Origin of the sequence: Diaphorobacter sp. JS3051, from assembly GCF_015832135.1 — a bacterium.
In the GTDB taxonomy this organism is placed as follows: Bacteria; Pseudomonadota; Gammaproteobacteria; order Burkholderiales; family Burkholderiaceae_C; genus Diaphorobacter; species Diaphorobacter nitroreducens.
Map to the genome: position 1 here is coordinate 144,212 of NZ_CP065406.1, position 26,201 is coordinate 170,412.

Sequence of the window (26,201 nt, forward strand, 5' to 3'; positions counted from 1 at the left end):
TGGTTGAGTGGCTTCGCCGATCAGCCGCAGCAGGCACCGCCCGAGCAGCAGGAGTCTTCAGCCTCTGCGGCAGCCTGGGTCTTGGATGCCAGCTTGGTGATTTCGATCTGCCACTGTCGGGGGCCTGCCTCCAGGTACGCCCACTGGAACTGGCCGGGTGCGCGGCCTTCCAGTTGCATGCGCAGCGGCACGGGGTCGTGGTCGTTCACGATCTGCAGCGACTCGCCCGCGCCCAGCGCGTCCAGGCGGCCAAAGATTTGCGCATGGCGCTCATAAGGAGCGATGGTGCGTACGTCGATCACGGAAACGGTGTTGCTCATGGTTCAACCTTTCGGGTGTGTGTAAAAAAAGGGGGGAGGGAGCTTGCAGTTGTGAGGCATGGGCCGGCATCAGCCGTCCTTGCCGTCCAGACGGGTGCGCATCAGCCAGGGTGTGTAGATCACGAGGTAGATCGCGAAGGCGATGGCCCACAGGCAGGCGGCGCCTTCCAGCGCATAGGCGTACCACGCGGGTTGCACGGCGGGCACCAGCACGCGCAGCACGGCGGCCAGCATCACCAGGGCATAGGCCACCACTTCGCCGCGCGAGGGCTGCAGCGGCCGGCCCGTATGGCCGCGCGCGGTGCGCGTGACCATGCCGATGATCAGCCCGCCGATCACGCCCACGGCAAAGGCATGCACGGCCAGCGACGGCACGACCCAGCCCAGTTGCGCCAGCGCCAGCAGCACGAAGCCCAGGGGCAGCCATGCGTACGAAGCGTGCAGGATCCAGAGGATGGGGCGCTTGAACGTGACCTGCGGATGCCACTTCCACAGCCGCACCGCATGCATCACACCCGCCGCGAGGCTGGCCACCAGCACCACCGGCGCGGGCGCTGCGAACACCCACAGCGCCAGCGCCACGGCCGTGACGGCCAGCAGCGACAGCTCGAACTTGCGCGGCATGTTGATGACCAGGCCGGGCGTCACGTTGCGCGTGAACATGGGCACCACGCGGCCGGTGATCACGCTCACCACCATGAGGATCAGCGCCAGCTCGGCATACAGCGCGCTCACGGCCGGCACCGCCACGATGCCCAGCACCGAAAGATGGAACACCAGGTTGGCCGCAGCCATCAGCAGCAGCAGGCAGATCAGCGGAATGTTGCGCTTGTTGCCGGCCTTGATCAGCACGCGCAGCAGCACGGCGGCCACGGCCGGCAGCAGCAGCATGTCCAGCGTGGCATAGACGGCGTAGGGCGCCACCAGCGAAGCCAGCCGCGCGGCCAGCCACAGCAGGGCCAGCGCGCCCAGCAGCGGACCGCGGGCCGTCTCCAGGCCGGTCCAGGCCTTGACGGCGGTGAGCAGAAAGCCCACCACCACGCCTGCGGCGAAGCCGAACAGCATCTCGTGCGCGTGCCACAGCAAAGGTGACATCGGCAACGGCACCTGGATGCGGCCCAGAAAGATCGCTATCCACAGCGGCACCGCCAGACAGGCCAGCAGGGCCGTGCCCAGGTAGAAGGGCCGAAACCCCAGTCGCAGCAAAGGCCAGCCGTGCAGCGGAGCGGCGGACTGGGCCGGGCGGGAGGCGGAGACGAGCGGGGGCAGGGACATGGCGGGCCTTTGGCAGGGCGGTTTTCTTAAGATTCATTTTACATGAATATTAAAAATCGGCCAGAAATTCGCGCGCAGACGGCCCCTAGCAGGCCGTTGAAAAATCCCCCGCCGACGCCCGCGTTGGCCGCTACGATCTGAAGCCATCGGTGAACGACCCAGACGAGGACGATGAGAGGCAGTCAAGATTTCCAGGGGGCGATGTTCAGCTACATCAGCCTTGAAGAGCGCGTGCCGCAGGCACACCCGCTGCGCAAGTTGCGCGCGGTGGTTGATGCGCTGCTGGCAACCATGAACCGCGAGTTCGAAGCGGTGTACGCCCGCCGTGGCCGCCCATCGGTGCCACCGGAGATGCTGCTCAAGGCCTTGCTGCTGCAGATCCTGTTCTCCATCCGCAGCGAGCGCCAGTTGGTCGAAGCGATCAACTACAACCTGCTGTACCGCTGGTTCGTGGGCCTGAACATCGAAGACAAGGTCTGGGACCACTCCACTTTCAGCGCCAACCGCGAACGTCTGTTCAACGAAGACCTCGCCCGCGCCTTCTTCGAGCGCGTCAAGCTCAGTGCCCAGTGGGGCAAGCTCGCCAGCGACGAGCACTTCAGCGTGGACGGCACGCTCATTGACGCCTGGGCCTCGCACAAGAGCTTCAAGCGCAAAGACGACGACAGCGGCACGCCGCCTGGGCGCAACCCCGAGGTGGACTTCAAGGGGCAGGAGCGCTGCAACGACACCCACGAGAGCACCACGGACGCCGATGCCCGGCTGTTCAAGAAGAGCCAGGGCGACAAATCCCGCCTGTGCCACATGGGGCACATCCTCATGGAGAACCGCAACGGGCTGATCGTGGATGTCGAGATCACCCACGCCAGCGGCACGGCCGAGCGCGAGGCGGCGCTGGCCATGTTGGAGCGTCGGGGCAACAGGAACAAACGGGCCACGGTCGGTGCCGACAAGGGCTACGACAGCAAGGCCTTCATCAAAGGCTGCAGAAAGCTCAAAGTCACGCCCCACGTGGCGGCCAAGGACAAACACTCGGCGGTGGATGCGCGAGTGACACGGCACGAGGGCTACAAGACCAGCCTGAAGGTGCGCAAGCGCATCGAAGAGGCCTTTGGCTGGATCAAGACCGTCGGTGGTCTGGCAAAGACCAAGCTGATCGGTCAGGCCAAGCTCACGGGCCAGGCGCTGCTGTGCTTTGCCACCTACAACCTTGTGCGAATGGGCAGCATCGGCGGCTGGTGGGACGCGCATCATGCGTGAGCCCAGGGATACGTGCGCCCGAAATGGGCGGGAGGGCCTGCAAACCGGCCAGATGGGCCGTTGCAATCGCTGCGCAGACGCGTCTGGGCAGCTCGTGTCTTCGCACTCAGCGTCCCTGATGCGTTCGAAAAGCACTTTTTCAACGGCCTGTTAAAGCGTGCGCAGGCGTTCGATGGCCGCACGCAGCGTTTCGTCCTTCTTGGCGAAGCAAAAGCGCACCACGCGCTGGTCGAAGCCGTCGCCATAGAAAGCCGACAGGGGAATGGCGGCCACGCCGATCTCGCGCGTGAGCCACTGGCAGAAGTCCGCTTCGTTCAGGTCGCTCACGGCCGAGATGTCCACGCACTGGAAGTAGCTGCCGGTGCTGGGCAGCAGCTTGAGTCGCGAGCCCTCCAGCCCCTGGCGGAACAGGTCGCGCTTGGCCTGGTAGAAGGCCGGCAGCTGCAGGTAAGGCGCGGGGTTCTGCAAATAGTCCGCGAGGCCGTACTGCATGGGTGTGTTCACGGTGAACACATTGAACTGGTGCACCTTGCGGAACTCCGCCGTCATGGCGGCGGGGGCAGCCACCGTGCCCACCTTCCAACCCGTGACGTGGAAGGTCTTGCCGAAGCTGGAGACGATGAAGGCGCGTTCCGCGAGGCCCGCGAAGCGCGCGGCGCTCTGGTGCTCGGCGCCGTCGAAGACCATGTGCTCGTACACCTCGTCGCTGATCAGGAGCACGTCCGTGGGGGCCAGCAGTTCCTCCAGCGTGCGCATGTCGTCGGCCGTCCACACGGTGGCGCTGGGGTTGTGTGGCGTGTTGATGATCAAGAGGCGCGTGCGCGGCGTGATGGCCGCCGCGATCTTGGCAAAGTCAGGGCGGAAGCTGCCCGGCGTGAGCGGCACCCGGACCACGACGCCGCCGGCCAGCGCGATGTTGGGCACGTAGCTGTCGTAGCAGGGCTCCAGCACGATCACCTCGTCGCCTGGCTGCACGCAGGCGAGGATGGCGGTGAGAATGGCTTGGGTCGCCCCGGCCGTGATGGTGATTTCGGCGTTGGGGCAATACGGGCGAGCGTGAAGCGCTTCAATTTTTGAAGCAACGGCCTGTCGCAGCGCGGGCACGCCGGCCATGGGAGGGTACTGGTTGTGGCCGGCCTGCATGGCGCGCGTGACGGCGTCGACCAGCTGCGGGTCGCAGTGGAAGTCAGGAAAGCCCTGGCCGAGGTTCACGGCCTGGTGTTCGGCCGCCAGCGCGGACATCACGGTGAAGATGGTGGTGCCCACGTTGGGCAGGCGGCTGGGAAAGTGGGGCGTGGTCATTGGGTGTCACTCATTCAAAACTGGCGCAACGCGTGGCGTTCCGACGGCCGCATGCTTTGCAAACACGGGTCTTGGGGCGGGCTTGCCCAGGCCGCTGGCGTCGTCCCCATGCGGGAAGCCTCAAAGCGGCTCAGGGCGCATCACAACTCATAGTCGTTGACGTGCCCGGTCATGGCGCGGGCAATCAGGTCGCGGCTCAGGCGGTCGCTCAGCAGCTCGGCGAACTTGTAGACGAAGTTGCGCAGGTAGGCGCCGCGCTTGAAAGCCACGCGCGCCACGCTCTGACCGAACAGATGGCCGACGGGGCGCACGACGAGGTCGCCCAGTGGGTCGTCGCGCATGGCCATCTCCGCCACGATGCCGATGCCCAGCCCCAGGCGCACATAGGTCTTGATCACGTCGGAGTCGATGGCCTCCAGCACGATGCGCGGCTGCAGCTTGCGGGTGGCGAAGGCCTGGTCGATCTTGCCGCGCCCGGTGAATGAGGGGTGGTAGGTGATGAGCGACTCGTGCGCGATGTCCTCCAGTCCCACGCGCTCCTTTTGCGCCAGCGGATGGCTGGGGGGCAGCACCAGGACGTGCTGCCACTCGTAGCAGGGCAGGGTGACGAGGTCGGGATACTCCGCCAGCGACTCCGTGGCCATGCCGATCTCGGCCACTTCGTCGATCACCATGCGCGCCACCTCGTGAGGCGTGGCCTGGTGCAGGCTGATGTTGACCTTGGGATACGCCTCGCGCAGCTTGGCCACCGGTACGGGCAGCACATAACGCGCCTGGGTGTGGGTGGTGGCAATGGCGAGGGTGCCGCTGTCCTGGGCGCTGTACTGCTCGCCGATGCGTTTGAGGTTGCCCACCTCGCGCATGATGAGTTCGATGCTCTTGAGCACGTGCTGGCCGGGCTCGGTCACGCGCTTGAGCCGCTTGCCGTGGCGCGCGAAGATGTCCACGCCCAACTCGTCCTCCAGCTCAATGATCGCCTTGGATACCCCCGGCTGCGAGGTGTGCAGTGCCTTGGCGGCCTCGGTGAGGTTGAGGTTGCGGCGCGCCGCCTCTTGAACGAAGCGAAACTGGTGCAGATTCATATTGAAATGCGGCTAAGAAGTCGCATCATTATGCTGCATCAATCTAACGGCGGGCGCGAAAGGTGCAGATATCGTTACGGCACCAATACTTCGGCGGCAATGCGCGCCATCAGGGCCGTCATGCGTTCGTCCTCGCCGATGGGAGGGCTGAGGTGCAGGCGCATCTGTGGAAACGCCTGGGACAGCTCCTCGACCATGCGGGGGAGATCTTCGCGCGCATGCCGCCCGGTGCCGAGAAACATGGGCACGATGCCCACCTGGGTGATGCCCTGCGCCGCCATCGCGGCAACCGTTGAAGGCAGGTCGGGCGCGCACAGCTCCAGGTAGGCGCAGCGCACTTCCAGCGCGGGCTGCTCGGCGCGCATGCGCGCGAGCACCGCCTCCATGGGCAGGCGCCACAGGGGGTCGCGGGAGCCGTGTGCGAACAGCACGATGCCGTTGGTACTAGGGTTCGTCATGGGTCTACTGCGGTGGGTCTAGCGCCTCAATACCAGCCATCCAAACGCTGCCAGTGAAAGCACGGAATAGATCAGGCCCGGCGCGGCCGCGGTCAGCCAAGGCGACCAGTTCTGCAGATTGCCCGCGAAGCCGAACACATTGTTCAGCAGGAAGAAGCTGATGCCCGCCATCACCCCGCCGAACACATAGCCCGCAATGCCCCCCGAGCGGAAATGCAGGTAGGCGAAGGGCAGGGAGAGCACTACCATCACCAGGCAGCTCAAGGGGTAGAAGACCTTGCGCCAGAACTCGATCTCGTAGCGCTGTGCCGACTGGCCGTTGGCCTCCAGGTGGCGTACGAAGCGGAACAGTTCGATCGTCGCCATCTTGTCCGGCTTGAGCAGCGACGCGGCCACCATGTCGGGGCTGATGCGTGTGGGCCAACGCAACGTGGGCTCTTGCAGGCGCGACACGCGCATGCCGCCATCGGCCTCGGCCTCAAAAAGGGTGCGCTCGACCTGCTGCAGATTCCACGCATCGCGGGCGTCGTCGAAGGTGGCCTGTTCCGCCTGGATGGTAGCGGCGACGCGTCCGCGCGCATCGAACTCGAACACCCGCACGCCGCGCATGGCGCCATTGGGGTCCACGGCACGCACATTCACAGCGATCGAATGGTCGCCCTGGCGCTCCTTCAGCCATGCGCCCGTGGCGCCAGTGCTGATCTGGCCCAGCCGGCGGGCTTTCACGAGAGAGGCCGCTTTTTCGCTCGCCGGGGCAATGTAGTCCCCGACGATGACTGTGACCATGACGAACGCGCAGCCGAGCATCAGCAGCGTGCTCAGCGCCCGCCAGGGACCCAGCCCACTGGTGCGCATGATGGTGAACTCCGAACTCTGCGCCAGCCGTGCCATCACGAAGATGGTGCCGATCAGCACGGTGATGGGCAGCAGTTCGTAGAGGTGCTGCGGCAGGCTCAGCGCCACGAACAGCAGCGCGTGCGAGAGCTGGTAGCCATTGGCGCCCGCGCGGCCCACCCAGCGTAGCTCGTCCACCATGTCGAAGAAGAAGAACAGCGCGAGGAAGGCGAGGGTGACGAAGGCCACACCCACGACGACTTCGCGGTAGATGAAGCGGCGGATGGTTTTCATGCCGTCCTCCTGCCCAGGAGGCTGCGCAGCGACCAGTGGTTGTGGCGCGCGGCCAGCAGCAGCAGGCCCAGGGCCAGGGTACCGCCGTGCAGCATCAGCATGAACGGTAGCAAGCCCAGCCGACCCACGCCGATCCATGTCTGTCCAACGGTCATGAGGTTGTAGTACACGACAAAGGCGAACAGTGCGAACACCAGGCTGGTGCTGCGCCCCGCCCGCGGGTTGACGACGGCCACCGCCAGGCCCAGGACGACGAAGTTCAACGCGGCCAGCGCCATGCCGATGCGCCAGCCCAGTTCCGCCTGGTGGCGCGGCTGCGGGTCGCTAACCAGCTCCCAGGTGTCGCGGGTCTTGATGGAGGCCGCCTCGGGGTCGTTCTGCGATCCGCCACCCACAAGCGTGCCGTACTCGGCAAATTCACTGACGCGCAGGCCCGGCTTGTCCCGCAGCGTCTCCAGCCGCTGCCCGTTGCTCAACAGCGCCATGCGTTCGCCGTTGCGGATCTCCAGGCGAGCGCTTTGCGCGGAGGTGACGGTTTCGCGGTTGGGTTCGTTGGTGGCAATGAAAACGTTGCTGGCCGAGTTGGCATCCGGTGCGTCCTTGTCAATGAAGAACACGCGTGAGCCATTGGAGGATTCCTGGAATTCCCCGGGCGCGATACGGTCCACGTCGCTGCGCTGCTCGTATTGCGTCTTGAGCTCCTGGATCTGCCGGTTGGCCCAGGGCCAGACCACGAGCGACAGCGCGGCGATGGTCAGCATGACGGGCCAAGAAAACCGGAACAGCGGTGCCAGCAGGCTCATCAGTCCGCGCCCTGCCGAAAACCAGATGACCATCTCGCTGTCGCGGTACATGCGCGACAGCGCCCCCACCACCGTGACGAACAGGCTCAGGCTGAGGATGGTGGGCAGTTGTCCCAGCACCGTGAAACCCATGACCAGCATCACGTCGGAAGGGTTCACGCTGCCCCGGGATGCCTGGCCCAGCGTACGGATCAGCATCATGGTCATCACGACGGTGACCAGAACCACCAGGGTCGCGCCGAAGGTGCGGGCCAGCTCCTTGCGAATGGATGAATCGAATAACATTGGCTCGAAGGAAAACGCTGATTATGAACTTCGAACTGAAGACGCTTTCGCTGGCTGCCTCTGCTGCGCACAAATGCGACCTGCTGGTGGTGTTGGTGCCTGAAGGCTTCCTGCCGGGCAGCGACGTTCTGTCGACCATGGTTGCGCATGCGCTCAAGCAAGGCGATCTGGAGGTGAAGCCGGGCAAGCTCCTGCAGTGCTACGCCCCCGCCGGTGTTGCGGCGCGTCGGGTTGTGCTGCTGGGGTGCGGTGCGGCCGATGCACATGCGGTGCGCCAGGCCATGCAAGCCTTATCCCCCTCGTTCAAGTTGCCGTCGGTCAAGCGCGTGGCGCTGGTGTTTGGAACCTCGGCCCAGCGGGGCGTCATCGGCGCTGCGGTGCGTGCGGTGGCCGATGGGAGCTATGTCTATACGGCCACCAAAACCAAGGCTGAGCCGCGTGCCTTGCTGCGTGTCACCCTGGGCGTGCCCGATGCGGGTGCAGCGCAGCCGGAATTCGCCACGGCCACGGCCGTGGCGGCCGGTGTAGAGTTTGCGCGCGAATGGGCCAACCGCCCTGCCAACCATGCGACCCCTACGCTGGTGGCCAATGCCGCCAAGACGCTTGCGAAATACCCCAGCGTCCAGTGCCAGGTGCTGGGCCCTGCCGAGGTGGCCAAGCTGGGCATGGGGGCGTTTCTGGCGGTGGCTCAAGGATCCGATCAGCCGCTTCGCCTGGTGGAATTGCGCTACAACGGCGCGGCCCGCACGCAGGCTCCCGTGGTGCTGGTGGGCAAGGGTATTACGTTCGACACCGGGGGAATCTCGCTGAAGCCCGCGGCGGAGATGGACGAGATGAAGTTCGATATGGGCGGGGCGGCGAGCGTCCTGGGCGTGTTCCGGGCGCTGGCGGAACTCCGGCCGGCGATCAACGTGGTGGGGCTCATTCCCGCGTGCGAAAACATGCCCGATGGTAAAGCGGTCAAGCCGGGCGATGTCGTGACGAGCATGAGCGGCCAGACCATCGAAATCCTCAACACAGACGCAGAAGGGCGTTTGGTCCTGTGCGACGCGCTGACCTACGCGGCACGCTTCAAGCCAGCCGCCGTGGTGGACATTGCCACATTGACAGGCGCTTGTGTGGTGGCGCTTGGTGGCCTGCGCAGCGGACTGTTTGCCTCCGATGACCTGTTGGCGGCACAGCTCCTATCGGCAGGCGATGCCGCGCTCGACCCCTGCTGGCGTATGCCCTTGGATGACGAGTACGCAGAAGGGCTCAAGAGCAATTTTGCCGACATGGCCAATGTGGCAGGCCGGGCCGGTGGTTCGATCACCGCCGCGAAGTTCCTGCAGCGCTTCGTCGGGGACACGCCGTGGGCACACCTGGACATTGCAGGGACGGCTTGGAAGGGCGGCGCCGCCAAGGGCGCCACCGGCCGGCCTGTGGGACTGCTGGTGCACTATCTGCTGGAGCGGGCGACAGTGAGTACCGTGAAACCCAAGCAAAAGACGCGCAGTCGCAAGTCGGTGGCTTGAGGGCCATGTCATTGAAGGTGCCCGCATGACACAGGTGGCATTCCACTTCAATGCACCCGACAAACTGGCGTATGTCTGTCGCCTGGTGCGAAAAGCCACCCGGCAGGATGCGCGGGTGACGGTCACGGGTGATGCAGACACCTTGCTGCGGCTGGATCGCCAGCTCTGGGCGTTGGCGCCTTCGGATTTCGTCGGCCATTGCCTGGGAGACGCCGACGAGGAAATTCTGCGTGCCTCTCCCACCGTGTTGGTGCAAGACCCTCGTACCAGTCCGAATCGGGACGTGCTGGTCAACCTGGGAAATGTCTTGCCCGACGGATTTGCGCAGTACGCTCGGGTCGTGGAGGTGGTCAGCCAGGCGGATGAGGATGATCGTAAGCGCGCGCGGGAGCGCTGGCGCGGCTATGCCGCGCTGGGGTATGACATCGTTCGCCACGATCTGGTACTCAAGGAAAGCGCGGGATGACAACACCCACCAAGAAACCTCCCAGATTCGTGCCCACGCTCACCGACGTGGTGCAGATGCCCGAAGCCGAAGGGAGCTCGGCGCGTCCGTCGCCTCCGGTGACACGACCTGCGACCACCGCTGCGTCGCTCTCTGTGCCTTTGCCAGCGGCTCCGCATTCACCACCGCCCCTCGCAGCTCCCGCGCCGGTTGCGCCGCTGCCTGCAGGGCTGCCCTACGGGTTTGAGGAGTACGTGGTGCATCGCGTGATGCAGCGCGTGGACGTCGTGCTGGACCAACGTTTGCGCGAGGCGATCGCAGTGGTGGTACAGGAGCAGACACGGTCCATGGTGCCTCGTCTGCGAGAGGAAGTGGAATCGGTAGTGCGGCAGGCCGTCTACGAAGCCGTGGCCGAGGAACTGGCAGGCGAGCGCAGCGGCCATTGATGCTGCGTCAGGGTATTTCCCTGTGTCGTTTCGCAGAACCTCCTTGTGTTCCCTAGTGTGGTGTCTCAAAAGTAATCATCAAATAATGGTACTCGCTGCCCGCGCCACAGATGCCAAGATGGTGTCCGCACTTTTATGCCACACGAACGGCTTGGGATCCTCGTTGTGACGATCAATGTATTCCCGTATGGATTGCTCCAGCTGAGCAACGCTGGTGTGGGCGCTGCGCTTGATCCACTGCTCGCTGATCTGGCTAAAGAAACGCTCGACCAGATTGAGCCAGGACGCTGAGGTGGGCGTGAAGTGAACGTGGTAGCGAGGATGGGCTGCTAGCCAGGCCCGCACTGCCTGCGTCTTGTGCGTGCCGTAGTTGTCCATGATCAGGTGGATGTCTTGTTCGCCAGGCACCGCTGCATCGATGGCTTTGAGGAACTGCAGGAATTCCACACTGCGGTGACGGCGCTTGAGCTGTCCTATGACTTTGCCAGTGGCCACATCCAGCGCTGCAAACAGCGACGTTGTGCCATGGCGCTTGTAATCGTGCGTGCGCGTGCTGGGTTTGCCAAACGTCAGTGGTAACCCTGGTTGGGTGCGATCCAGAGCCTGGATCTGGCTCTTCTCGTCCACGCACAGCACCAAGGCGCGATCGGGTGGTGCCATATACAGCCCCACCACATCCCGTACCTTGTCCACGAAATGGGGATCCGTCGATAGCTTGAAGGTTTCTTGCAGGTGCGGCTTCAGCCCAAAGGCATGCCAGATGCGCTGCACCGTCGCGGGCGATACGCCAGCGTGCCGACTCATCTGGCGCACGCTCCAGTGCGTGGCGTTGTCAGGCTTGCTCTGGCGAACCTTGTCCACAATGAGCTGAACCTGCTCGTCGCCCACACTGCGCGGGCGGCCAGCGCGCGGGGCATCGGTCAAACCCGCCAGACGATACGCCCGGTAGCGCCGCCGCCACTTGGAGACAGTTTGCACCGTCGTGCCCAAGCGTTGGGCAATCATGGTGCCCGACTCCCCATCTGCGCAGCCCAGCACGATTCGCATGCGCAGCTTCTCGTCCTCGGGCGCTTTGCGTACGCGCAGTCGCGCATGCAGCTCTGCGCGCTCGGCATCGGTGATCTGCAGCTTCGTGGCGGGGCGTCCAGGGTGGGCCATCAGCGTAGTCTCCTATAAGGAAGCTGATTCGACCAACACCGGTCAAAATAGTTCTATCTATTTTTGAGACACCACACTAGTGATATGGAACATAAATTGCGATATGTTTCTCCGCGTTGGTTCACAACAATATTTCCAGCGCTTTTCTTAATTGGAGATCCATATGCAACTGAAGTTGAAAATGACCGTGGCTGCTGCGATCGCAGCGGTTGCCGGTGTGGCCGCTGCTCAAGAGGTGGTGAAGATTGGTCACGTGGCACCGGTCTCCGGCGCCCAGGCGCACTACGGCAAGGACAACGAAAACGGCGCTCGCATGGCCATTGAAGAGCTGAACGCCCAGGGCGTCACGATCGGTGGCAAGAAGGTGAAGCTGGAATTGGTGGCGGAGGACGATGCCGCTGATCCCAAGCAAGGCACGGCGGCCGCACAGAAGTTGTGCGATGCGAAGGTCGCGGGGGTGGTCGGGCACCTGAACTCGGGCACGACGATCCCTGCCTCCAAGGTCTACAACGACTGCGGGATCCCCCACGTCACTGGCGCCGCAACCAACCCCAACCTGACGCGCCCCGGCTACAAAACCACCTTCCGCATCATTGCGAACGACAACGCTCTGGGTGCTGGACTGGCAGCTTACGCGGCGGAAACCCTGAAGCTGAAGACCGTGGCCATCGTGGATGACCGCACCGCTTATGGCCAGGGCGTTGCCAACGTGTTTAAGCGCGTGGCAGCCGAGAAAGGCATGAAGGTTGTGGACGAACAGTTCACCACGGACAAGGCGACGGACTTCATGGCCATTCTGACGGCCATCAAGGCCAAGAACCCCGATGCGATCTTCTTCGGCGGCATGGATCCTCAGGCGGGTCCCATGTTGCGCCAGATGGAGCAACTGGGTTTGGCCAACACGAAGTATTTCGGTGGGGATGGCGTATGCACCACGGAAATTGCCAAGCTGGCGGCAGGCGCCAAGACGCTGGCTAACGTGATTTGCGCAGAGGGTGGCGCATCCCTGGCCAAGATGCCTGGCGGCACGGCCTGGAAGGCCAAATACGACGCCAAGTACCCCAACCAGTTCCAGGTCTACAGCCCGTACACCTATGACGCGACCATGCTGCTGGTGGACGCTATGAAGCGCGCCGGCTCCTGGGACCCGAAGGTGTATATCCCCGAGTTGCTCAAGTCCAACTACAAGGGCGTGACCGCGAACATTGCGTTTGAACCCAATGGCGAAATGAAGAACCCGGCCATTACGCTGTACACCTACAAGGAAGGCAAGAAGACGCCGTTGAACTGATCGACCTGTTCCGCCTCGCCTTGAGTGCGGATCTCGTAAAAAAGGGCTCCTTGGGGAGCCCTTTCTCTTGATATCAGCAACCGTTCAGCGTCGGACCTGCAGCGCGCCGGGGTTGACGATATTCGAGGGCGTGCCTTTGATGTAGTTCACCACATTGTCAAAGGCGGCTCCGAAATAGAGCTCGTAACTGTCTTGTTCGACGTAGCCGATGTGCGGTGTACAAATACAGTTCTCAAGCCGCAACAGTGCGTGGCCTTGCAAAATGGGCTCGCTTTCAAATACATCCACAGCAGCCATGCCCGGGCGGCCTCTGTTCAATGCTGCGATCAGGGCGTCAGGCTCGATGAGCTCGGCACGTGACGTATTGACGAGAAGGGACGTCGGCCGCATGCACGACAGGTCCTCTAGTGTGATCATGCCCTGCGTTTCCTCGGTCAAACGCACATGCAGTGAAACCACATCGCATTGGGAGAAAAACTCTGCCCGTGTGGCCGCTACCTGCAGGCCGTCGCTCAGTGCCTGGACCCGTGAGGCTTCCCGCCCCCACACGCGCACGTTCATCCCAAAAGCGCGCCCATAACCTGCCACGATCTGCCCGATCCTGCCGTAGCCCCAGATGCCCAGCGTCTTGCCACGCAGGACATTGCCCAACCCGAAGTTAGGCGGCATGGATGCGGCACGCAGGCCCGACTGTTGCCATGCGCCGTGCTTGAGGTTGGCGATGTACTGGGGAAGACGGCGCATGGCGGCCATGATGAGAGCCCATGTGAGTTCCGCTGGCGCAACGGGGGAACTCACGCCTTCAGCGACGGCGATTCCCCGCTCGGTGCAGGCAGCAAGGTCAATGTGCGCGCCCACGCGGCCGGTCTGGGCAATCAGCTTCAGGCGCGGCAGCTTGTCCACCAGTTGGCGCGTGATCTGCGTGCGATCGCGGATCAGCACGATGATATCTGCGTCCCGCAAGCGCACCGATAGCTGCCCCAACCCCTTGACGGTGTTCGTGTAGACCTTTGCGGAGTAGGGGTCCAACCGTGCCGCGCAATGCAGCTTGCGCACGGCGTCCTGGTAATCGTCGAGTATTACGATGTTCATCTTGTCCACTTACTGCGCACACAGTGGCGCAGCTTTGTTTCTCTGCAATGGTTCCAACGGAGCGCATTGCCGGTCTCAATGGATCATTGTCGCTGATAAGAAAACCTGTGCAGCGTAGTTCCACCGACAAGCACCAGGCGCATTACCGTGGCGAATACGCTATTGCTTACATTTTTCAGAGAGTATCTGCGCCTTTTTCCCATTTGTGCAGTTACAAATAGCCGTGCATTCCACCAGTTTGTTTTCGGCATCAGCAATCACCATGAAAAACCGCGAGCCTCACTCCCTCTCCTCAACCCTCCAACTGGCCCGCGGTTTGGCTATGGCCTTGGCCGTGGCAGCCTCCGCCGGTGGCGTGGCAGCCCAGACCTACATCAACGCCACGGTGGGCGGGCAAATCGCTCCCGGCGTCTACGGCCGCGTGGATATCGGCAACAGCGCGCCTGCGCTGCTGTACCCGCAGCCGGTGGTGATCGCACCTCCCGCGGTGTATGTTCCCCGTTCGCCCATCTATATGTATGTGCCGCCGGGCCATGCCAAGAACTGGTCCAAGCACTGCGCGCGCTACTCTGCTTGCGGTCAACCCGTGTATTTCGTGAAGGAACCCCCGCGCCGGCCCGGCAAATTCCGCGATGACCGCGACCGGTTCGATGGCCGTTCGTTTGACGATGGCCGCGGCCACTGGAACGGCCGCGACCGGGACGATGACCATCGCGGCCGTGGGAATGGAAAAGGCAACGGCAACGGCCGAGGCCACGGGCGCGGTGATCGCTGAGGCAGGCCTGAAGCCTGGCATCTGATGGCCGCAGCACGATGAGGGTTCAGGCTTTTCAAGGGAGGCATTTCCCACCCGAAGTTTTCGCGCCAACACTGCGTGTGCTCGGCGGTGTTGCCTTAAGCTTGTGTGCCTATGGCACATGTGACGTTCTCCCCTCCCTATACACCGCCCTCACAGGTCGTCGCGCAGTTGCGTGACCGGGGTTATGCGGTGCTGCAACCCCGGGACACAGCGACATGGGTGGGATGTGCCTTGAACGATTTGCAGGCCCTGGCGGCCGACTGGTCGGATCTGCCCCCGGATGACTACCTCAAGGACGGAGGCCGGTACCGCAGGCGGCGCCACTCCTGCTTCATTGTCGAGGGACCCGCCGTGAACCAGGCACCGCACCGCGCGCACTGGCAGCCGGTGGAGTACAACGCGCTGCACGGAGGGCTGCAGCGCTGGTTTGCGCCCATGCGTGACGAAACGGTGGCTCGACCGGTGTGGCGGCAACTCATGCAGGCGGCTGCGGGCCTCTCGCAAGCGATGTGCGGGCAACCGTCTCAACCCTGCTACATCGAAGCACATCAGTTCCGCATTGACACCGAGGGCGGCATCGGCCGTCCGACACCCGAAGGCGCGCACCGCGACGGCGTGGACCTGGTGGCGGTGTTCCTGGTAAGCCGCCAGGGCATCAAGGGTGGAGAGACCCGCATCTTCGAAGCCACGGGCCCGAATGGACAGCGGTTTACCTTGAGCGAGCCCTGGTCCGTCATGCTGCTGGACGATGCGCGCATGATCCATGAAACCACACCCATCCAGCCCACCGAAGATGGCGGCTGGCGCGATACCCTGGTGGTTACCTGCCGGGGCGGTGGCTTTCAAGGGGATGCGTCCCAATAATTGATGCGAATCAAGCCTTGAAGGCCGCGTACGCATCACACTCGTTGTTGTTGCGGGCCTTCCAGGCCTGCCACCCTAACCAAAAGGAGGTTCCATGTTCAAGCACATTCTGATTCCCGTCGATGGCTCTGAGACGTCCATGAAGGCCGTGGCCAAGGCGGCAGCGCTGGCCAAGACCTTCGGCAGCGCCGTGACGGCGCTGTACGTGATCGACCCTTATCCCTTCACGGGGGTGGGCGCCGATTTCGCCTACGGCCAGGCCCAATACCTCAGTGCCGCGACGGCCGAGGCAAACACGGCCCTGGACGCCGCCAAGGCCGCTGTCACCCAGGCAGGGGTCGCCAACGTCAACACCATGGTAGGCGAGGGGCATGCGATCCACGACGGCATCCAGCGCGCCGTCGAGAGCACGGGCGCGGACCTCATCGTGATGGGATCGCACGGTCGCCGCGGGCTGGAAAAATTGGTGTTGGGCAGCGTCACACAGCGCGTGCTGGGCGTGGCCCACGTGCCGGTGCTGGTCGTGCGGGATTGATCCGGGGCGTACGTCGCCACACATGAAAACGGCTCGCAACGCGAGCCGTTGTCTTTTCGCGCCCCGGTCACGGAACGGGACGCCGCGAGCACGGGTTACTCAATCCGTGCACCCGAGGCTTCCACGATACCCTTCCACTGCCCGTATTCGTTTTTGAGCAGGGTCGAGAACTGTTCCGGCGACATGGCCTGCGGCTCTGCGCCTTGCGCTTGGATGGCAGCCTTCATGTCCGCGGTGGCGAGCAGTTTGTTGACTTCCGCGTTGAGCGTGTTCACCACGGCTGGCGGCGTGCCTGCCGGCGCCAGCACGCCGTACCAGGTGCTCACGTCAAAGCCCTTGAAGCCGGACTCGGCCACCGTGGGCACGTCGGGCAGCGACGAACTGCGCTTGGCGGACGTAACCGCCAGCGGGCGCAGCTTGCCGGCCTTGATCTGCCCCATGGCCGAGGGCAGTGACGACACCAGCAGATCCACATTGCCGGCCAGCGCGTCCATCAGCGCCGGGTTGGAGCCCTTGTAGGGCACATGGCTGAGCTTGATGCCGGCGGCTTTTTCGAACAGGTCGGCGGCCAGGTGGATGGATGTGCCGTTGCCTGGCGAGCCATAGGTGATGGTGCCGGGCGCGGCCTTGGCTGCGGTCACCACATCGTCCAGCGACTTGAAGCGCGAGTTGGCGCTGGTGGCGATCAGCACGGGCGTGTAGGCCACATGGGCCACGGCCACCAGGTCTTTGGTGGGGTTCCAGGTCAGGTTTTTGTAGAGCCAGGGGCCGATGACCAGGTTGTCTTTCTGGCCCATGACGATGTCATAGCCTGTGGGCGCTGCCTTCACGGCCTCGGTGATGCCGATGGTGCCGCCGGCACCGGGCTTGTTGTCGGCCACCACGGTCCACTGCTTGGTTTCGGTGAGTTTGTTGGCAACCAGGCGCGCCAGGATGTCGGTGCCGCCACCCGGCGGGAAGGGCACGATCATGCGGATGGGCTTGCTGGGGTAGTTTGCTGCGCTGCCTTGGGCCAGCGCAGAGGCGGCGCCCAGCGCGCAGGCGAGAGCGGCAAAAGAGAGGATGTGTCGGCGAAGCATGGTGGGTGTCAGTCAGAAAAACCGGGACGATGAAGAAAAGCAGTAGCCGCTGCGCCTTTGCTGTTGGCAACGGCGCAGCGGCGTTGCCAATTACATGCGCTCAAAAATGGCGGCAATGCCCTGGCCGCCGCCAATGCACATGGTCACCAGCGCGTAGCGGCCCTGGATGCGCTGCAATTCGTGCAGCGCCTTCACGGTAATGACGGCGCCAGTGGCGCCAATCGGGTGGCCCAGCGAGATGCCCGAGCCATTGGGGTTGACCTTGGCCGGGTCCAGGCCCAGGTCATGCGAGACGGCGCAGGCCTGCGCGGCAAAGGCCTCATTGGCCTCGATCACGTCCAGGTCGTTCACCGTCAGGCCGGCCTTTTTCAGGGCCAGCTGCGTGGCGGGCACGGGGCCGATGCCCATGTACTTGGGGTCCACGCCAGCATGGGCGTAGGCCACCAGGCGTGCCAGGGGCTTGGCACCGCGGGCCTGGGCGGTGGCGGCATCCATCAGCACCACGGCGGCGGCAGCGTCGTTGATGCCCGAGGCATTGCCCGCGGTGACCGTGCCGTTTTCCTTGACGAAAACAGGCTTGAGCTTGGTCATGTCCTCCAGCGTGCAGCCTGCGCGGAAGTGCTCGTCGGTGACGTACTGCACTTCGCCCTTCTTGCTCTTGAGGGTGACCGGCACGATCTGGTCCTTGAAGTAACCGGCGGCCGTGGCGCGCTCGGCGCGGTTGTGGCTTTCAACGGCCAGCTTGTCCTGGACTTCACGGGTGATGCCCCATTTGGCGGCGATGTTCTCGGCCGTTACGCCCATGTGGATGGTCTGGAAGGGGTCGTGCAGGGCGCCGACCATCATGTCGATCATCTTGAAGTCGCCCATGCGCGCGCCCCAGCGGCTGGCCAGGCTGGCATAGGGGGCGCGGCTCATGTTCTCGGCACCGGCACCGATGGCGATGTCGGCATCGCCCAGCTGGATGGTCTGCGCGGCCGACACGATGGCCTGCAGGCCCGAGCCGCACAGGCGGTTGACGTTGAACGCGGGCGTGCCTTCGGCGCAGCCGCCGTTGATGGCCGCCACGCGCGACAGGTACATGTCCTTGGGCTCGGTGTTGACCACATGGCCGAACACCACATGACCCACGTCCTTGCCCTCCACGCTGGCACGGGCCAGCGACTCGCGCACCACCGTGGCGCCCAGCTCGGTGGGGGGCACATCCTTGAGGCTGCCGCCAAAGGTGCCAATGGCGGTGCGCACGGCGCTCACTACAACGACTTCACGGGTCATGGATATCTCCTGCTCTGGTTGATTAAGAGTCAAATAAGGCTCTGGCCCGCTATGAGTAAGCGCTGCCAGCTATTAAATACATAGTGATTCAGGCCACGTATGGCGTGTCAGGCATCGCGCACATCGGCCACGGGGTTGGTGCCAAAGTCTGCGCGTTGCAGCCATGCCAGCACGCGGGCGGCCGCGGCGGCAGGCGAGGTGAGCATGCCGCCCGTCTTGAGTGCGGCAAAGTTCTGCACATCCGGAAAGTCGGCAGGGTTGGCGCCGCGCAACTGGACTTGCATGTCGGTGTCGATCACACCGGGAGCCAGCGAGCATACCTTGGCGCCGTGGGGTTTGGCGGCCTCGTCCAGCGCCACGCAACGGGTGAAGTGGTCCATGCCGGCCTTGGCCGCGCAGTAGCCAGCCTGCGAAGCCAGGGCGCGCCGGCCCAATCCCGAAGAAATGTTGAGCACTTTGCGTGCCACCGGGCGGACGGATGTGCTCCAGCCTTCGGTGGCGCCCAGAAAGGCGGCCGTCAGCAGCATGGGCGCCTCCAGCCCCACGCGCAGGGCGTTGGCCAGGTCGGTCATGTCCTCGGCGCTGGTGCAGGCCGATAGCGGCGCGATGCGCGGGATCACCCCGGCGTTGTTGATCAGCGTGGCGCTGGCGTAGCGCCTCGCAGGCTGTGTGGCCAGCCACTGTTGCAGTTGCTGCGCCGCCTGCGCTGCGTTGGACAAATCCACCGTCCACTGCTCCAGCATGGCGCCGGTGGGTACGGCGTCGGCCAGTTGCGGCTGGGCATGGCGCGCCAGGCAGATCAGGGTGTTGCCGGGCTGCAGCAACTGCTGGGCCATGGCCAGGCCCATGCCGCGCGATGCGCCGGTGAGGATGAAGAGGTGCTGCGTCATGCGGGCGATGGTAACGGCCAGTGGCTCGTACCGGTTCACGCGCTTAAAACGGCGGCTCGGACGTGTAGGCGCACCAGCCGCCATGCAGCGGATGCGCAAACGCCAGCGCGCAGGCGTGCAGCAGCAGGCGCGGCGCGCGGGCCTGGGTGGCGGCGTCGGCGTACAGCCTGTCGCCCAAAATGGGATGGCCCAGCGCTGCCAGGTGCACGCGCAGCTGGTGGGTGCGGCCGGTGACGGGCTCCAGCTCCAGGCGCGTGGTGCCCTGCAGGGTGTCGTGCGTCAGCACGCGCCAGCGCGTGAGGCTGGGCTTGCCGCTGCCGGCATCCACCACGCGCAGCGGGCGGCGCTCCCAGTCGGCGGCGATGGGCAAGGCGATTTCGCCCCAGACGCCATCCCCTGCCAGTGCCTCACCACCGGCGGGCGGTGGCAACAGGCCCGCCACCACGGCCTGGTAGCGCTTGTGCACCTGCCGCTGCGCAAAGGCATGGCTGAGTGCGCGCTGCGCCGGCGCGCCCCGGGCCATCAGCACCAGGCCTGATGTGGGCTGGTCCAGCCGGTGCACGATCAGCGCATCAGCCCACAGCGCCTGGGCCCGTGTGCTTAAAGAATCTTGCTTGTCGGGGCCACGGCCCGGCACGCACAGCAGGCCCGCGGGTTTGTCCAGCACCAGCACCGTGTCGTCGGCGTGCACGCAAGGCACGGCGCCCGGCGCCAGTGGCGGGGCAGCGGGCGTTTGTTCAACAGGTGGTGCTGCAGGCATGTCAGCCTTCATTGGCCAGCCGGTCCACGGTGGCGCACAGCTCCTCCACATCGTTGGGTTTGTGGATCAGCGCGCGGGCGCCTTCGGCCAGCGCAGCCTGCTCGATCTCTGCGGTGATGTAGCCCGATGCCAGCGCCACCGGCAGGTCGTGCCGAATGGCGCGCGCGGCGCGCACCAGGTCCAGGCCCGAATAGCCGGGCATGTTGTAGTCGGTCACCAGCAGGTCGTAGCTGCCGGGGTCGGCGCGCAGCGCATCGGTGGCCTTGTGCGGGTCGGTAAAGCCGCTGACCTGGTAGCCCCTGCGCCGTAGCAGGCGCTGCACCAGAAACACCAGGGCCTCGTCGTCATCGACATACATCACATGGCGCTGACGGCCGCCCGCTGGTGCGCCGGCAGAAGGGGCAGCGGCCTGGGCAGTCGGCACGCCCACGGCGGGTGCCGCAGCCGCCTTGGTCTCGGCGCCGTGTTGCGCCTTTGGTGTGGCGGGCGCGGCTGCGGCGTCGGGCGCGGCGGGGAAGTACAGCGTGAACTCGCTGCCTTGCCCCGGCGTGCTGCGCACGTCGATACCGCCGCCATGCGTGCGCATCACGCCATGCACCACCGCCAGGCCCAGGCCCGTGCCCTGGCCCACGGGCTTGGTGGTGAAAAACGGCTCGAAGATGCGCGGCAGTGTGGCCGGGTCCATACCGGGCCCGTTGTCGCTGACGCGCAGTGCCACATAGTCGCCAGCCGTCAGGCCCAGGCTTTCGCGCAGGTGCTGGTCGGGCTGCACCAGCCGGGCCTCCACGCGGATCTGGCCGCGCCGCTCGCCAATCGCGTGCACCGCGTTGGTGCACAGGTTGAGCAGCGCTTGCTCTACCTGGGTGGCATTGGCCAGCACCGGGGGCAGGCCGGGGGGCAGGTGCACCGATAGTTCGATCTCTGGCGGCAGCGTGACGCGCAGCAGCCGCTCGGTGTCGTGCACCACCTCAGCCAGAGTGACGGCGGTGCGGTTGGGCGCCTCGTTACGGCTGAAGGTCAGAATCTGGCGCACCGGATCGCGTGCGCGGCGCCCGGCCTTGTCGATCTCCACCAGGCTTTCGTGCACCGGCGAGCCGGGCGGGCAGTCGGCCTTTGCCAGCTCGACATTGCCCAGGATGGCATGCAGGATGTTGTTGAAGTCGTGCGCAATGCCGCCGGCCATGGTGCCCACGGCCTGCATCTTGTGCGACTCGCGCAGCTGCCCCTCCAGCACGCTGCGGCGGGCTTCTTCGCGCTTGCGGGCCGTGAGGTCGCGGGCAAAGACGGTGGTGGTCTCACCGTCGGCATGGCGCTCAAAAGACACGCTGATTTCTACCGCCAGCTCGCGGCCGGAAGCGGTGCGCGCCGTCATCTCGCCCAGCGCGGCCTGGGTGGTGAGCTGCGCAAAGGCCATGACCTGCTGCGCAGTCGGCAAAAAACGGCTCAGGGGACTGCCCAGCGCATCCCGGGTGGCGCACTGGAACAGCATGGCCGCCGTGGGGTTGAAGACGGTGATGCGCTCGTGCTGATCCACGCAGATGATGGCGTCCAGCGACGAGTTGATCACCGCCTCCAGCCGCAGCTCGCTGGCGTGCAGCTGCGCGTTGCGCTCTTGCAGCTCTTGGGCGCTGCGCTGCAGGGCCAGGCGCTCGGCCAGCAGCGGGCCCTGGTCGATCACCGCGCACAAAAACTGCGTGACCGGCGCAGCGCCATCGGCGTGCGACTCGATGCGCGCAATGTGCAGGTCACCATGGATGAGCCGCTGCGCGTCAACGCAAAACACCACCTCGGTGGCCTCGGCCGTGCCTTGCTGCCGTGCGGCGTCAAACGCGGCGCGCACGCGGTCCACATGGGCGGGGCTGATGAAGGGCGTCAAAGAGGTCAGCGGCCGGTCATCCTCGTGGGGCTGAAAAGAGCGGTGCGCCATCGAGTTGGCCTGCACCACCATGTCGTGCTCATCCAGCACCATCAGCGCCAGCGGCACATTGGAAAACAGCGCCTCAAAGCGCTCGGAAGCGCTTTCGGCCGCCGCCTGGCTGTAGCGCAGCACCTTGTTTTGCGCCTCCAGCTCGGCCTGCGACGCGCGCAGCTCGGCAATCAGCGTGGCCACATCGCCGCTGGCGCGCTCGGCGCTGCGGCGCTCTGGCAGCCCGGGTGGCGGCAACGGCGGCTGAGGCGTGTCGGGCGCTGCCGCCTCGCTGCGCATCAGAAAAGACAGGTCGGGGTGGCTCATTGCGGCGGATGCGGCTGGGGCAGCGCAGACAACTTGGCTGGGTTAGCGCACCGACAGCAGCTCGATCTCGAAGCTCAACGTCGCGTTGGGCGGAATCACACCGCCCGCACCACGCACGCCGTAGGCAATCGCAGGCGGGCAGGTCAGCCTGGCCTTACCGCCCGGCTTCATGCGCTGCACGCCTTCGGTCCAGCAGGGGATGACACGGTTGAGCGGAAACTCGGTGGCCTCGCCGCGCTTGTAGGAGCTGTCGAACTCCTTGCCATCCAAAAAGGTGCCGCGGTAGTGCACCTTGACGGTGTCGGTGGCTTTGGGAGAGGCGCCAGTGCCTTCCTTGAGCGATTCATAGACCAGGCCGCTGGCGGTGGTGATGGCCGCGGTCTGGGCCAGGGCAACGGGAGCGAGGGCGAGCGAGGCAAGCAGGGAGAAAAGAAGGCGCATGGGGTGGGTAGGCAGAAACAACAAAGGCCCGATGGTAGGGCCTTTGGGGTGGGGATTGGTAGGCCTAACAGGCTGCTGAAATATCGGTTTGCCCATCGACTTGCCGGGCCTTTGGGTTGATGAATTGCGGGGTTGGAAACGCACCGTTACCGGGTCAGTGGTTGCGGCACCAGTTTCAAACCCAGCGCCTGCATTACCTTGACGATGGTGGCATAACTCGGGTTGCCAGTGGCGCAAAGGGAGCGGTAGAGCGCCTCGCGCGCCAGGCCGGTATCGCGTGCCAGTTGCGTCATGCCACGGGCGCGGGCCACGTCGCCCAAGGCCGCTGCCAGCAGCGTGGGGTCGTTGTCTTCCAACACCACGGCCAGGTATTCGGCAATTTTTTCTTCGCTGTCGAGGTAATCAGCAACGTCGAAAGTTTTCAGGTCGGCAATTTTGGTCATGGGTCAAAAGCAAATTTAGAGCAAAAAAGGCCCATCATCGGGCCTTATGTTTGCACAGGGCAGCGCCTTTCAGGCGCTGCATCATGCGCTCGTTACGCCTCCCAGTCCCCCACCGGAATACAACTGCAAAACAGGTTGCGGTCGCCATACACGTTGTCCACGCGGCCCACGGGGCTCCAGTATTTGTTTTGGCGCAGAGCGGGCAGCGGGTAGGCGGCTACTTCGCGCGGGTAGGGGCGGGTCCATTCATTGCCCAACAGGCACTTGGCCGTGTGCGGCGCGTTCTTCAGCGGGTTGTTGTCCTGCGGCCAGGTGCCGTTTTCGATCTGGCGGATTTCCTCGCGGATGGCGATCATCGCGTCGATGAAGCGGTCGATCTCGAACAGCGTTTCGCTTTCGGAGGGCTCCACCATCAGGGTGTTGGGCACGGGGAAGCTCAGCGTGGGCGCGTGGAAGCCGTAGTCGATCAGGCGCTTGGCCACGTCTTCGGCCATCACGCCGCTGGTGTCTTTCAGCTGGCGCAGATCCAGGATGCATTCGTGCGCGACATGGCCGTTGGCGGAGGCGTACAGCGTGGGGTAGTGGTCTTTCAGGCGGGCGCTGATGTAGTTGGCGCTCAGGATGGCGGCCTCGGTGGCAGCTTGCAGGCCCTGGGCGCCCATCATGCGGATGTACATCCAGCTGATGGGCAAAACGGCTGCATTGCCCAGCGGGGCTGCGCTGACTGCTCCTGTTTTAGAAGCGTTTCCGCCCGTGGCATGGCCGGGCAGGTAGGGCACCAAGTCTTGCACCACGCACACGGGGCCCACGCCGGGGCCGCCGCCGCCGTGCGGGATGCAGAAGGTTTTGTGCAGGTTCAGGTGGCTTACGTCGCCGCCAAACTCGCCCGGTGCGGCCACGCCGACCAGGGCGTTCATGTTGGCGCCGTCCACATAGACGCGGCCGCCGTGGCGGTGCACCAGCTCGCACAGCTCTTTGATCTGGGTCTCGAACACGCCGTGCGTGCTGGGGTAGGTAATCATCACGCAGGCCAGGTTGGCGCTGTGCTGCTCGCACTTGGCCTGCAGGTCGGCCATGTCCACGTTGCCGTTGTCGTCGCATTGGGTGACGACCACCTGCATGCCCACCATTTGCGCGCTGGCGGGGTTGGTGCCGTGGGCGCTGCTGGGGATCAGGCAGATGGTGCGGTGGGCGTTGCCTTGGGCGGCGTGGTAGGCCTTGATGGCCAGCAGGCCCGCGTATTCGCCCTGGCTGCCCGCGTTGGGCTGCAGGCTGACGCCCGCATAGCCCGTGGCCTGGCACAGCCAGGCGCGCAGTTGTTCGTCCAGCAGGCGATAGCCCTGCAACTGGTCAGCGGGGGCAAAGGGGTGCACCTGCGCAAACTCGGGCCAGGTGATGGGGATCATCTCGCTGGTGGCGTTGAGCTTCATGGTGCAGCTGCCCAGCGGGATCATGGTGCGGTCCAGCGCCAGGTCTTTGTCGGACAGCTGGCGGATGTAGCGCAGCATGCCGGTCTCGGAGTGGTGGGTGTTGAACACAGGGTGTGTCAAAAAGGCGCTGGTGCGCGCCAGTGCATCAGGGAACAAAGCCGGCGCGCCGGCGGCGTCCATGGCCTCGATGGTGGGCAGCGGCTGGCCGTCTTGCGCAAAGATCTTCCACAGCAGCTCGATGTCGGCGCGGGTGGTGGTCTCGTCCAGCGAGATGCACAGGTAGTCATTCCAGGCTTTTCGCAGGTTTGCGCCCATCTGGACTGCGCGAGCAGCTATTGAATCCGTAGCATCCTTGGTGTGCAGGCTGAGTGTGTCGAAGGCCGAGCCATGGTGGCGGCTGGTGAACCCCAGCTGCGCCAGGCCGCGGCTCAGGATGGCGGTGAAGCGCGCCACGCGGCGGGCGATGCGCGTGAGGCCCTCGGGGCCGTGGTACACGGCGTACATGCTGGCGATCACGGCCGGCAGCACCTGGGCCGTGCAGATGTTGCTCGTGGCCTTCTCGCGGCGGATGTGCTGCTCGCGCGTTTGCAGCGCCAGGCGGTAGGCGGGCTTGCCGTGCACGTCCACGCTCACGCCCACCAGGCGGCCGGGCAGGCTGCGCTTGAATTCGTCGCGGCAGGCCATGAAGGCGGCGTGCGGTCCGCCGGCGCCCATGGGCATGCCAAAGCGCTGGGTGGAGCCCACCACGATGTCGGCGTCCCACTCGCCGGGGGCCTTGAGCAGCGTGAGCGCCAGCAGGTCGGTAACGAAGATGGCGGCGGCCTGTTTGGCGTGGATGGCGTCCACGTCGGCCTGCCAGTCCTGCACCCAGCCGCTGCTGGCAGGGTACTGGATGAGGGCGGCGAAGAAGTCGCCGGCCAGGGCCGCCTGCCATTCCTCCTGGGAATTGGCCACCACCACGGTGATGCCGATGGGGGCGGCGCGGGTCTGGATGACTTCGATGGTCTGCGGGTGCGCATCGCCTGCCACGATGAAGACGTCGCTCTTGGACTTGACCGAGCGCTTGGCCAGCGTCATGGCCTCGGCGGCAGCGGTGGCCTCGTCTAGCATGGAGGCGTTGGCGATGGGCATGGCCGTGAGGTCGCACACCATGGTCTGGAAGTTGAGCAGCGCCTCCATGCGGCCCTGGGAGATCTCGGCCTGGTAGGGCGTGTAGGCCGTGTACCAGGCAGGGTTTTCCAGCACGTTGCGCAGGATGACGCCCGGCGTGTGCGTGCCGTAGTAGCCCTGGCCGATGAAGCTCTTGAGAATGCGGTTCTTCGACGCAATGGCCTGGAGTTCAGCCAGCGCTGCGGCCTCGGTGGCCGGCGCGGGCAGGTCCATGGGGCGCTGGCGCGCGATGGAGCGCGGCACGATGGAATCAATGAGCGCGCGGCGCGAAGCCTCGCCGATCACCGACAGCATGTGTGCTTCGTCGGCGGCGTCGATGCCAATGTGGCGGGGCAGGAATTCAGCGGCGTTTTCAAGCGCCGCCAGGGGCAGGGGGGAGGGCATCTGCATGGCGAGGGACCAGTCTCAAGAGCGATGGGGCGG

The 26,201-nt window shown here is 64.9% G+C and carries 25 protein-coding genes; 8 read left to right on the top strand and 17 right to left on the bottom strand.

Annotation, left to right across the window (positions count from 1 at the left end):
• Positions 1 to 20: 20 nt before the first annotated feature.
• Positions 21 to 320: a DUF2249 domain-containing protein gene (locus I3K84_RS00755; RefSeq protein WP_011806004.1), complete on the bottom strand. Its 300-nt coding sequence runs from the start codon at positions 318 to 320 to the stop codon at positions 21 to 23.
• 69 nt (positions 321 to 389) lie between these two features.
• A complete protein-coding gene (locus tag I3K84_RS00760) occupies positions 390 to 1,595 on the bottom strand; it encodes an NnrS family protein (RefSeq protein ID WP_123676044.1) in 1,206 nt (401 codons plus the stop codon).
• A gap of 171 nt (positions 1,596 to 1,766) precedes the next feature.
• Between I3K84_RS00760 and I3K84_RS00765 the strand changes: the two genes are divergently transcribed.
• Positions 1,767 to 2,855 (top strand): IS5-like element ISDisp1 family transposase, encoded by a 1,089-nt coding sequence (locus tag I3K84_RS00765; RefSeq protein ID WP_011803559.1) that lies wholly within the window; start codon positions 1,767 to 1,769, stop codon positions 2,853 to 2,855.
• Between the two features lie 150 nt (positions 2,856 to 3,005).
• On the opposite strand, the gene I3K84_RS00770 is transcribed toward I3K84_RS00765, so the two are convergent.
• The 5 genes from I3K84_RS00770 to lptF all read right to left on the bottom strand — a co-directional run bounded on the left by I3K84_RS00770 (position 3,006) and on the right by lptF (position 7,913).
• A complete protein-coding gene (locus I3K84_RS00770) occupies positions 3,006 to 4,157 on the bottom strand; it encodes a pyridoxal phosphate-dependent aminotransferase (RefSeq protein ID WP_196995310.1) in 1,152 nt (383 codons plus the stop codon).
• Positions 4,158 to 4,297: 140 nt separating this feature from the next.
• A complete protein-coding gene (locus I3K84_RS00775; protein WP_047351197.1) occupies positions 4,298 to 5,239 on the bottom strand; it encodes a CysB family HTH-type transcriptional regulator in 942 nt (313 codons plus the stop codon).
• 74 nt (positions 5,240 to 5,313) lie between these two features.
• The gene (locus I3K84_RS00780) at positions 5,314 to 5,697 is read right to left on the bottom strand and encodes a sirohydrochlorin chelatase (RefSeq protein WP_011805168.1); all 384 of its coding nucleotides are present in this window, start codon (positions 5,695 to 5,697) and stop codon (positions 5,314 to 5,316) included.
• An 18-nt stretch (positions 5,698 to 5,715) separates the two neighbouring features.
• On the bottom strand, positions 5,716 to 6,825 hold the full coding sequence (gene lptG / locus I3K84_RS00785; RefSeq protein ID WP_015913265.1) for an LPS export ABC transporter permease LptG: 1,110 nt from the start codon (positions 6,823 to 6,825) through the stop codon (positions 5,716 to 5,718).
• Positions 6,822 to 7,913: an LPS export ABC transporter permease LptF gene (gene lptF / locus I3K84_RS00790; protein WP_015913266.1), complete on the bottom strand. Its 1,092-nt coding sequence runs from the start codon at positions 7,911 to 7,913 to the stop codon at positions 6,822 to 6,824. The genes lptG and lptF overlap by 4 nt, the downstream gene beginning before the upstream one ends.
• A gap of 23 nt (positions 7,914 to 7,936) precedes the next feature.
• On the opposite strand from lptF, the gene I3K84_RS00795 reads away from it, so the two are divergent.
• The 3 genes from I3K84_RS00795 to I3K84_RS00805 are packed head-to-tail and all read left to right on the top strand — an operon-like array spanning position 7,937 to position 10,318.
• A complete protein-coding gene (locus I3K84_RS00795) occupies positions 7,937 to 9,427 on the top strand; it encodes a leucyl aminopeptidase (RefSeq protein WP_103738274.1) in 1,491 nt (496 codons plus the stop codon).
• A 25-nt stretch (positions 9,428 to 9,452) separates the two neighbouring features.
• Positions 9,453 to 9,893, top strand: a complete 441-nt coding sequence (locus I3K84_RS00800) for a DNA polymerase III subunit chi (RefSeq protein ID WP_196995311.1) — start codon at positions 9,453 to 9,455, stop codon at positions 9,891 to 9,893.
• The gene (locus tag I3K84_RS00805) at positions 9,890 to 10,318 is read left to right on the top strand and encodes a hypothetical protein (protein ID WP_135148542.1); all 429 of its coding nucleotides are present in this window, start codon (positions 9,890 to 9,892) and stop codon (positions 10,316 to 10,318) included. The genes I3K84_RS00800 and I3K84_RS00805 overlap by 4 nt, the downstream gene beginning before the upstream one ends.
• 78 nt (positions 10,319 to 10,396) lie before the next feature.
• On the opposite strand, the gene I3K84_RS00810 is transcribed toward I3K84_RS00805, so the two are convergent.
• The gene (locus I3K84_RS00810; RefSeq protein ID WP_005801445.1) at positions 10,397 to 11,476 is read right to left on the bottom strand and encodes an IS630 family transposase; all 1,080 of its coding nucleotides are present in this window, start codon (positions 11,474 to 11,476) and stop codon (positions 10,397 to 10,399) included.
• A 163-nt stretch (positions 11,477 to 11,639) separates the two neighbouring features.
• On the opposite strand from I3K84_RS00810, the gene I3K84_RS00815 reads away from it, so the two are divergent.
• On the top strand, positions 11,640 to 12,767 hold the full coding sequence (locus tag I3K84_RS00815; RefSeq protein WP_015913269.1) for a branched-chain amino acid ABC transporter substrate-binding protein: 1,128 nt from the start codon (positions 11,640 to 11,642) through the stop codon (positions 12,765 to 12,767).
• Between the two features lie 84 nt (positions 12,768 to 12,851).
• On the opposite strand, the gene I3K84_RS00820 is transcribed toward I3K84_RS00815, so the two are convergent.
• The gene (locus tag I3K84_RS00820) at positions 12,852 to 13,859 is read right to left on the bottom strand and encodes a D-2-hydroxyacid dehydrogenase family protein (protein ID WP_196995312.1); all 1,008 of its coding nucleotides are present in this window, start codon (positions 13,857 to 13,859) and stop codon (positions 12,852 to 12,854) included.
• A gap of 262 nt (positions 13,860 to 14,121) precedes the next feature.
• On the opposite strand from I3K84_RS00820, the gene I3K84_RS00825 reads away from it, so the two are divergent.
• The 3 genes from I3K84_RS00825 (at position 14,122) to I3K84_RS00835 (ending at position 16,057) form a co-directional block, all read left to right on the top strand.
• Positions 14,122 to 14,634 carry a hypothetical protein gene (locus I3K84_RS00825; RefSeq protein WP_049756523.1) on the top strand — a complete coding sequence of 171 codons (513 nt, stop codon included), beginning with the start codon at positions 14,122 to 14,124 and terminating at the stop codon, positions 14,632 to 14,634.
• Positions 14,635 to 14,769: 135 nt separating this feature from the next.
• Complete coding sequence (locus I3K84_RS00830) at positions 14,770 to 15,522, top strand: 2OG-Fe dioxygenase family protein (protein WP_196995313.1); 753 nt, start codon at positions 14,770 to 14,772, stop codon at positions 15,520 to 15,522.
• A gap of 94 nt (positions 15,523 to 15,616) precedes the next feature.
• Positions 15,617 to 16,057: a universal stress protein gene (locus I3K84_RS00835; protein WP_011805178.1), complete on the top strand. Its 441-nt coding sequence runs from the start codon at positions 15,617 to 15,619 to the stop codon at positions 16,055 to 16,057.
• 95 nt (positions 16,058 to 16,152) lie between these two features.
• Here the strand turns inward: I3K84_RS00835 and I3K84_RS00840 are convergent, their stop codons facing one another.
• From I3K84_RS00840 to gcvP, 8 genes are all read right to left on the bottom strand, one after another.
• Complete coding sequence (locus I3K84_RS00840) at positions 16,153 to 17,136, bottom strand: tripartite tricarboxylate transporter substrate binding protein (protein WP_196995314.1); 984 nt, start codon at positions 17,134 to 17,136, stop codon at positions 16,153 to 16,155.
• A 90-nt stretch (positions 17,137 to 17,226) separates the two neighbouring features.
• On the bottom strand, positions 17,227 to 18,411 hold the full coding sequence (bktB, locus tag I3K84_RS00845; protein ID WP_196995315.1) for a beta-ketothiolase BktB: 1,185 nt from the start codon (positions 18,409 to 18,411) through the stop codon (positions 17,227 to 17,229).
• Positions 18,412 to 18,518: 107 nt separating this feature from the next.
• On the bottom strand, positions 18,519 to 19,301 hold the full coding sequence (locus I3K84_RS00850; protein WP_196995316.1) for an SDR family NAD(P)-dependent oxidoreductase: 783 nt from the start codon (positions 19,299 to 19,301) through the stop codon (positions 18,519 to 18,521).
• A gap of 43 nt (positions 19,302 to 19,344) precedes the next feature.
• Positions 19,345 to 20,061 carry an RluA family pseudouridine synthase gene (locus I3K84_RS00855; RefSeq protein WP_196995317.1) on the bottom strand — a complete coding sequence of 239 codons (717 nt, stop codon included), beginning with the start codon at positions 20,059 to 20,061 and terminating at the stop codon, positions 19,345 to 19,347.
• Between the two features lies 1 nt (position 20,062).
• Entirely contained in the window at positions 20,063 to 22,294 is a 2,232-nt protein-coding gene (locus I3K84_RS00860; RefSeq protein WP_196995318.1) for a PAS domain-containing sensor histidine kinase, read from the bottom strand.
• Between the two features lie 42 nt (positions 22,295 to 22,336).
• Positions 22,337 to 22,735 carry an FKBP-type peptidyl-prolyl cis-trans isomerase gene (locus I3K84_RS00865; RefSeq protein WP_196995319.1) on the bottom strand — a complete coding sequence of 133 codons (399 nt, stop codon included), beginning with the start codon at positions 22,733 to 22,735 and terminating at the stop codon, positions 22,337 to 22,339.
• 146 nt (positions 22,736 to 22,881) lie between these two features.
• On the bottom strand, positions 22,882 to 23,178 hold the full coding sequence (locus I3K84_RS00870; RefSeq protein ID WP_196995320.1) for an addiction module antidote protein: 297 nt from the start codon (positions 23,176 to 23,178) through the stop codon (positions 22,882 to 22,884).
• 92 nt (positions 23,179 to 23,270) lie between these two features.
• Positions 23,271 to 26,168 carry an aminomethyl-transferring glycine dehydrogenase gene (gcvP, locus tag I3K84_RS00875; RefSeq protein WP_196995321.1) on the bottom strand — a complete coding sequence of 966 codons (2,898 nt, stop codon included), beginning with the start codon at positions 26,166 to 26,168 and terminating at the stop codon, positions 23,271 to 23,273.
• Positions 26,169 to 26,201: the final 33 nt, after the last annotated feature.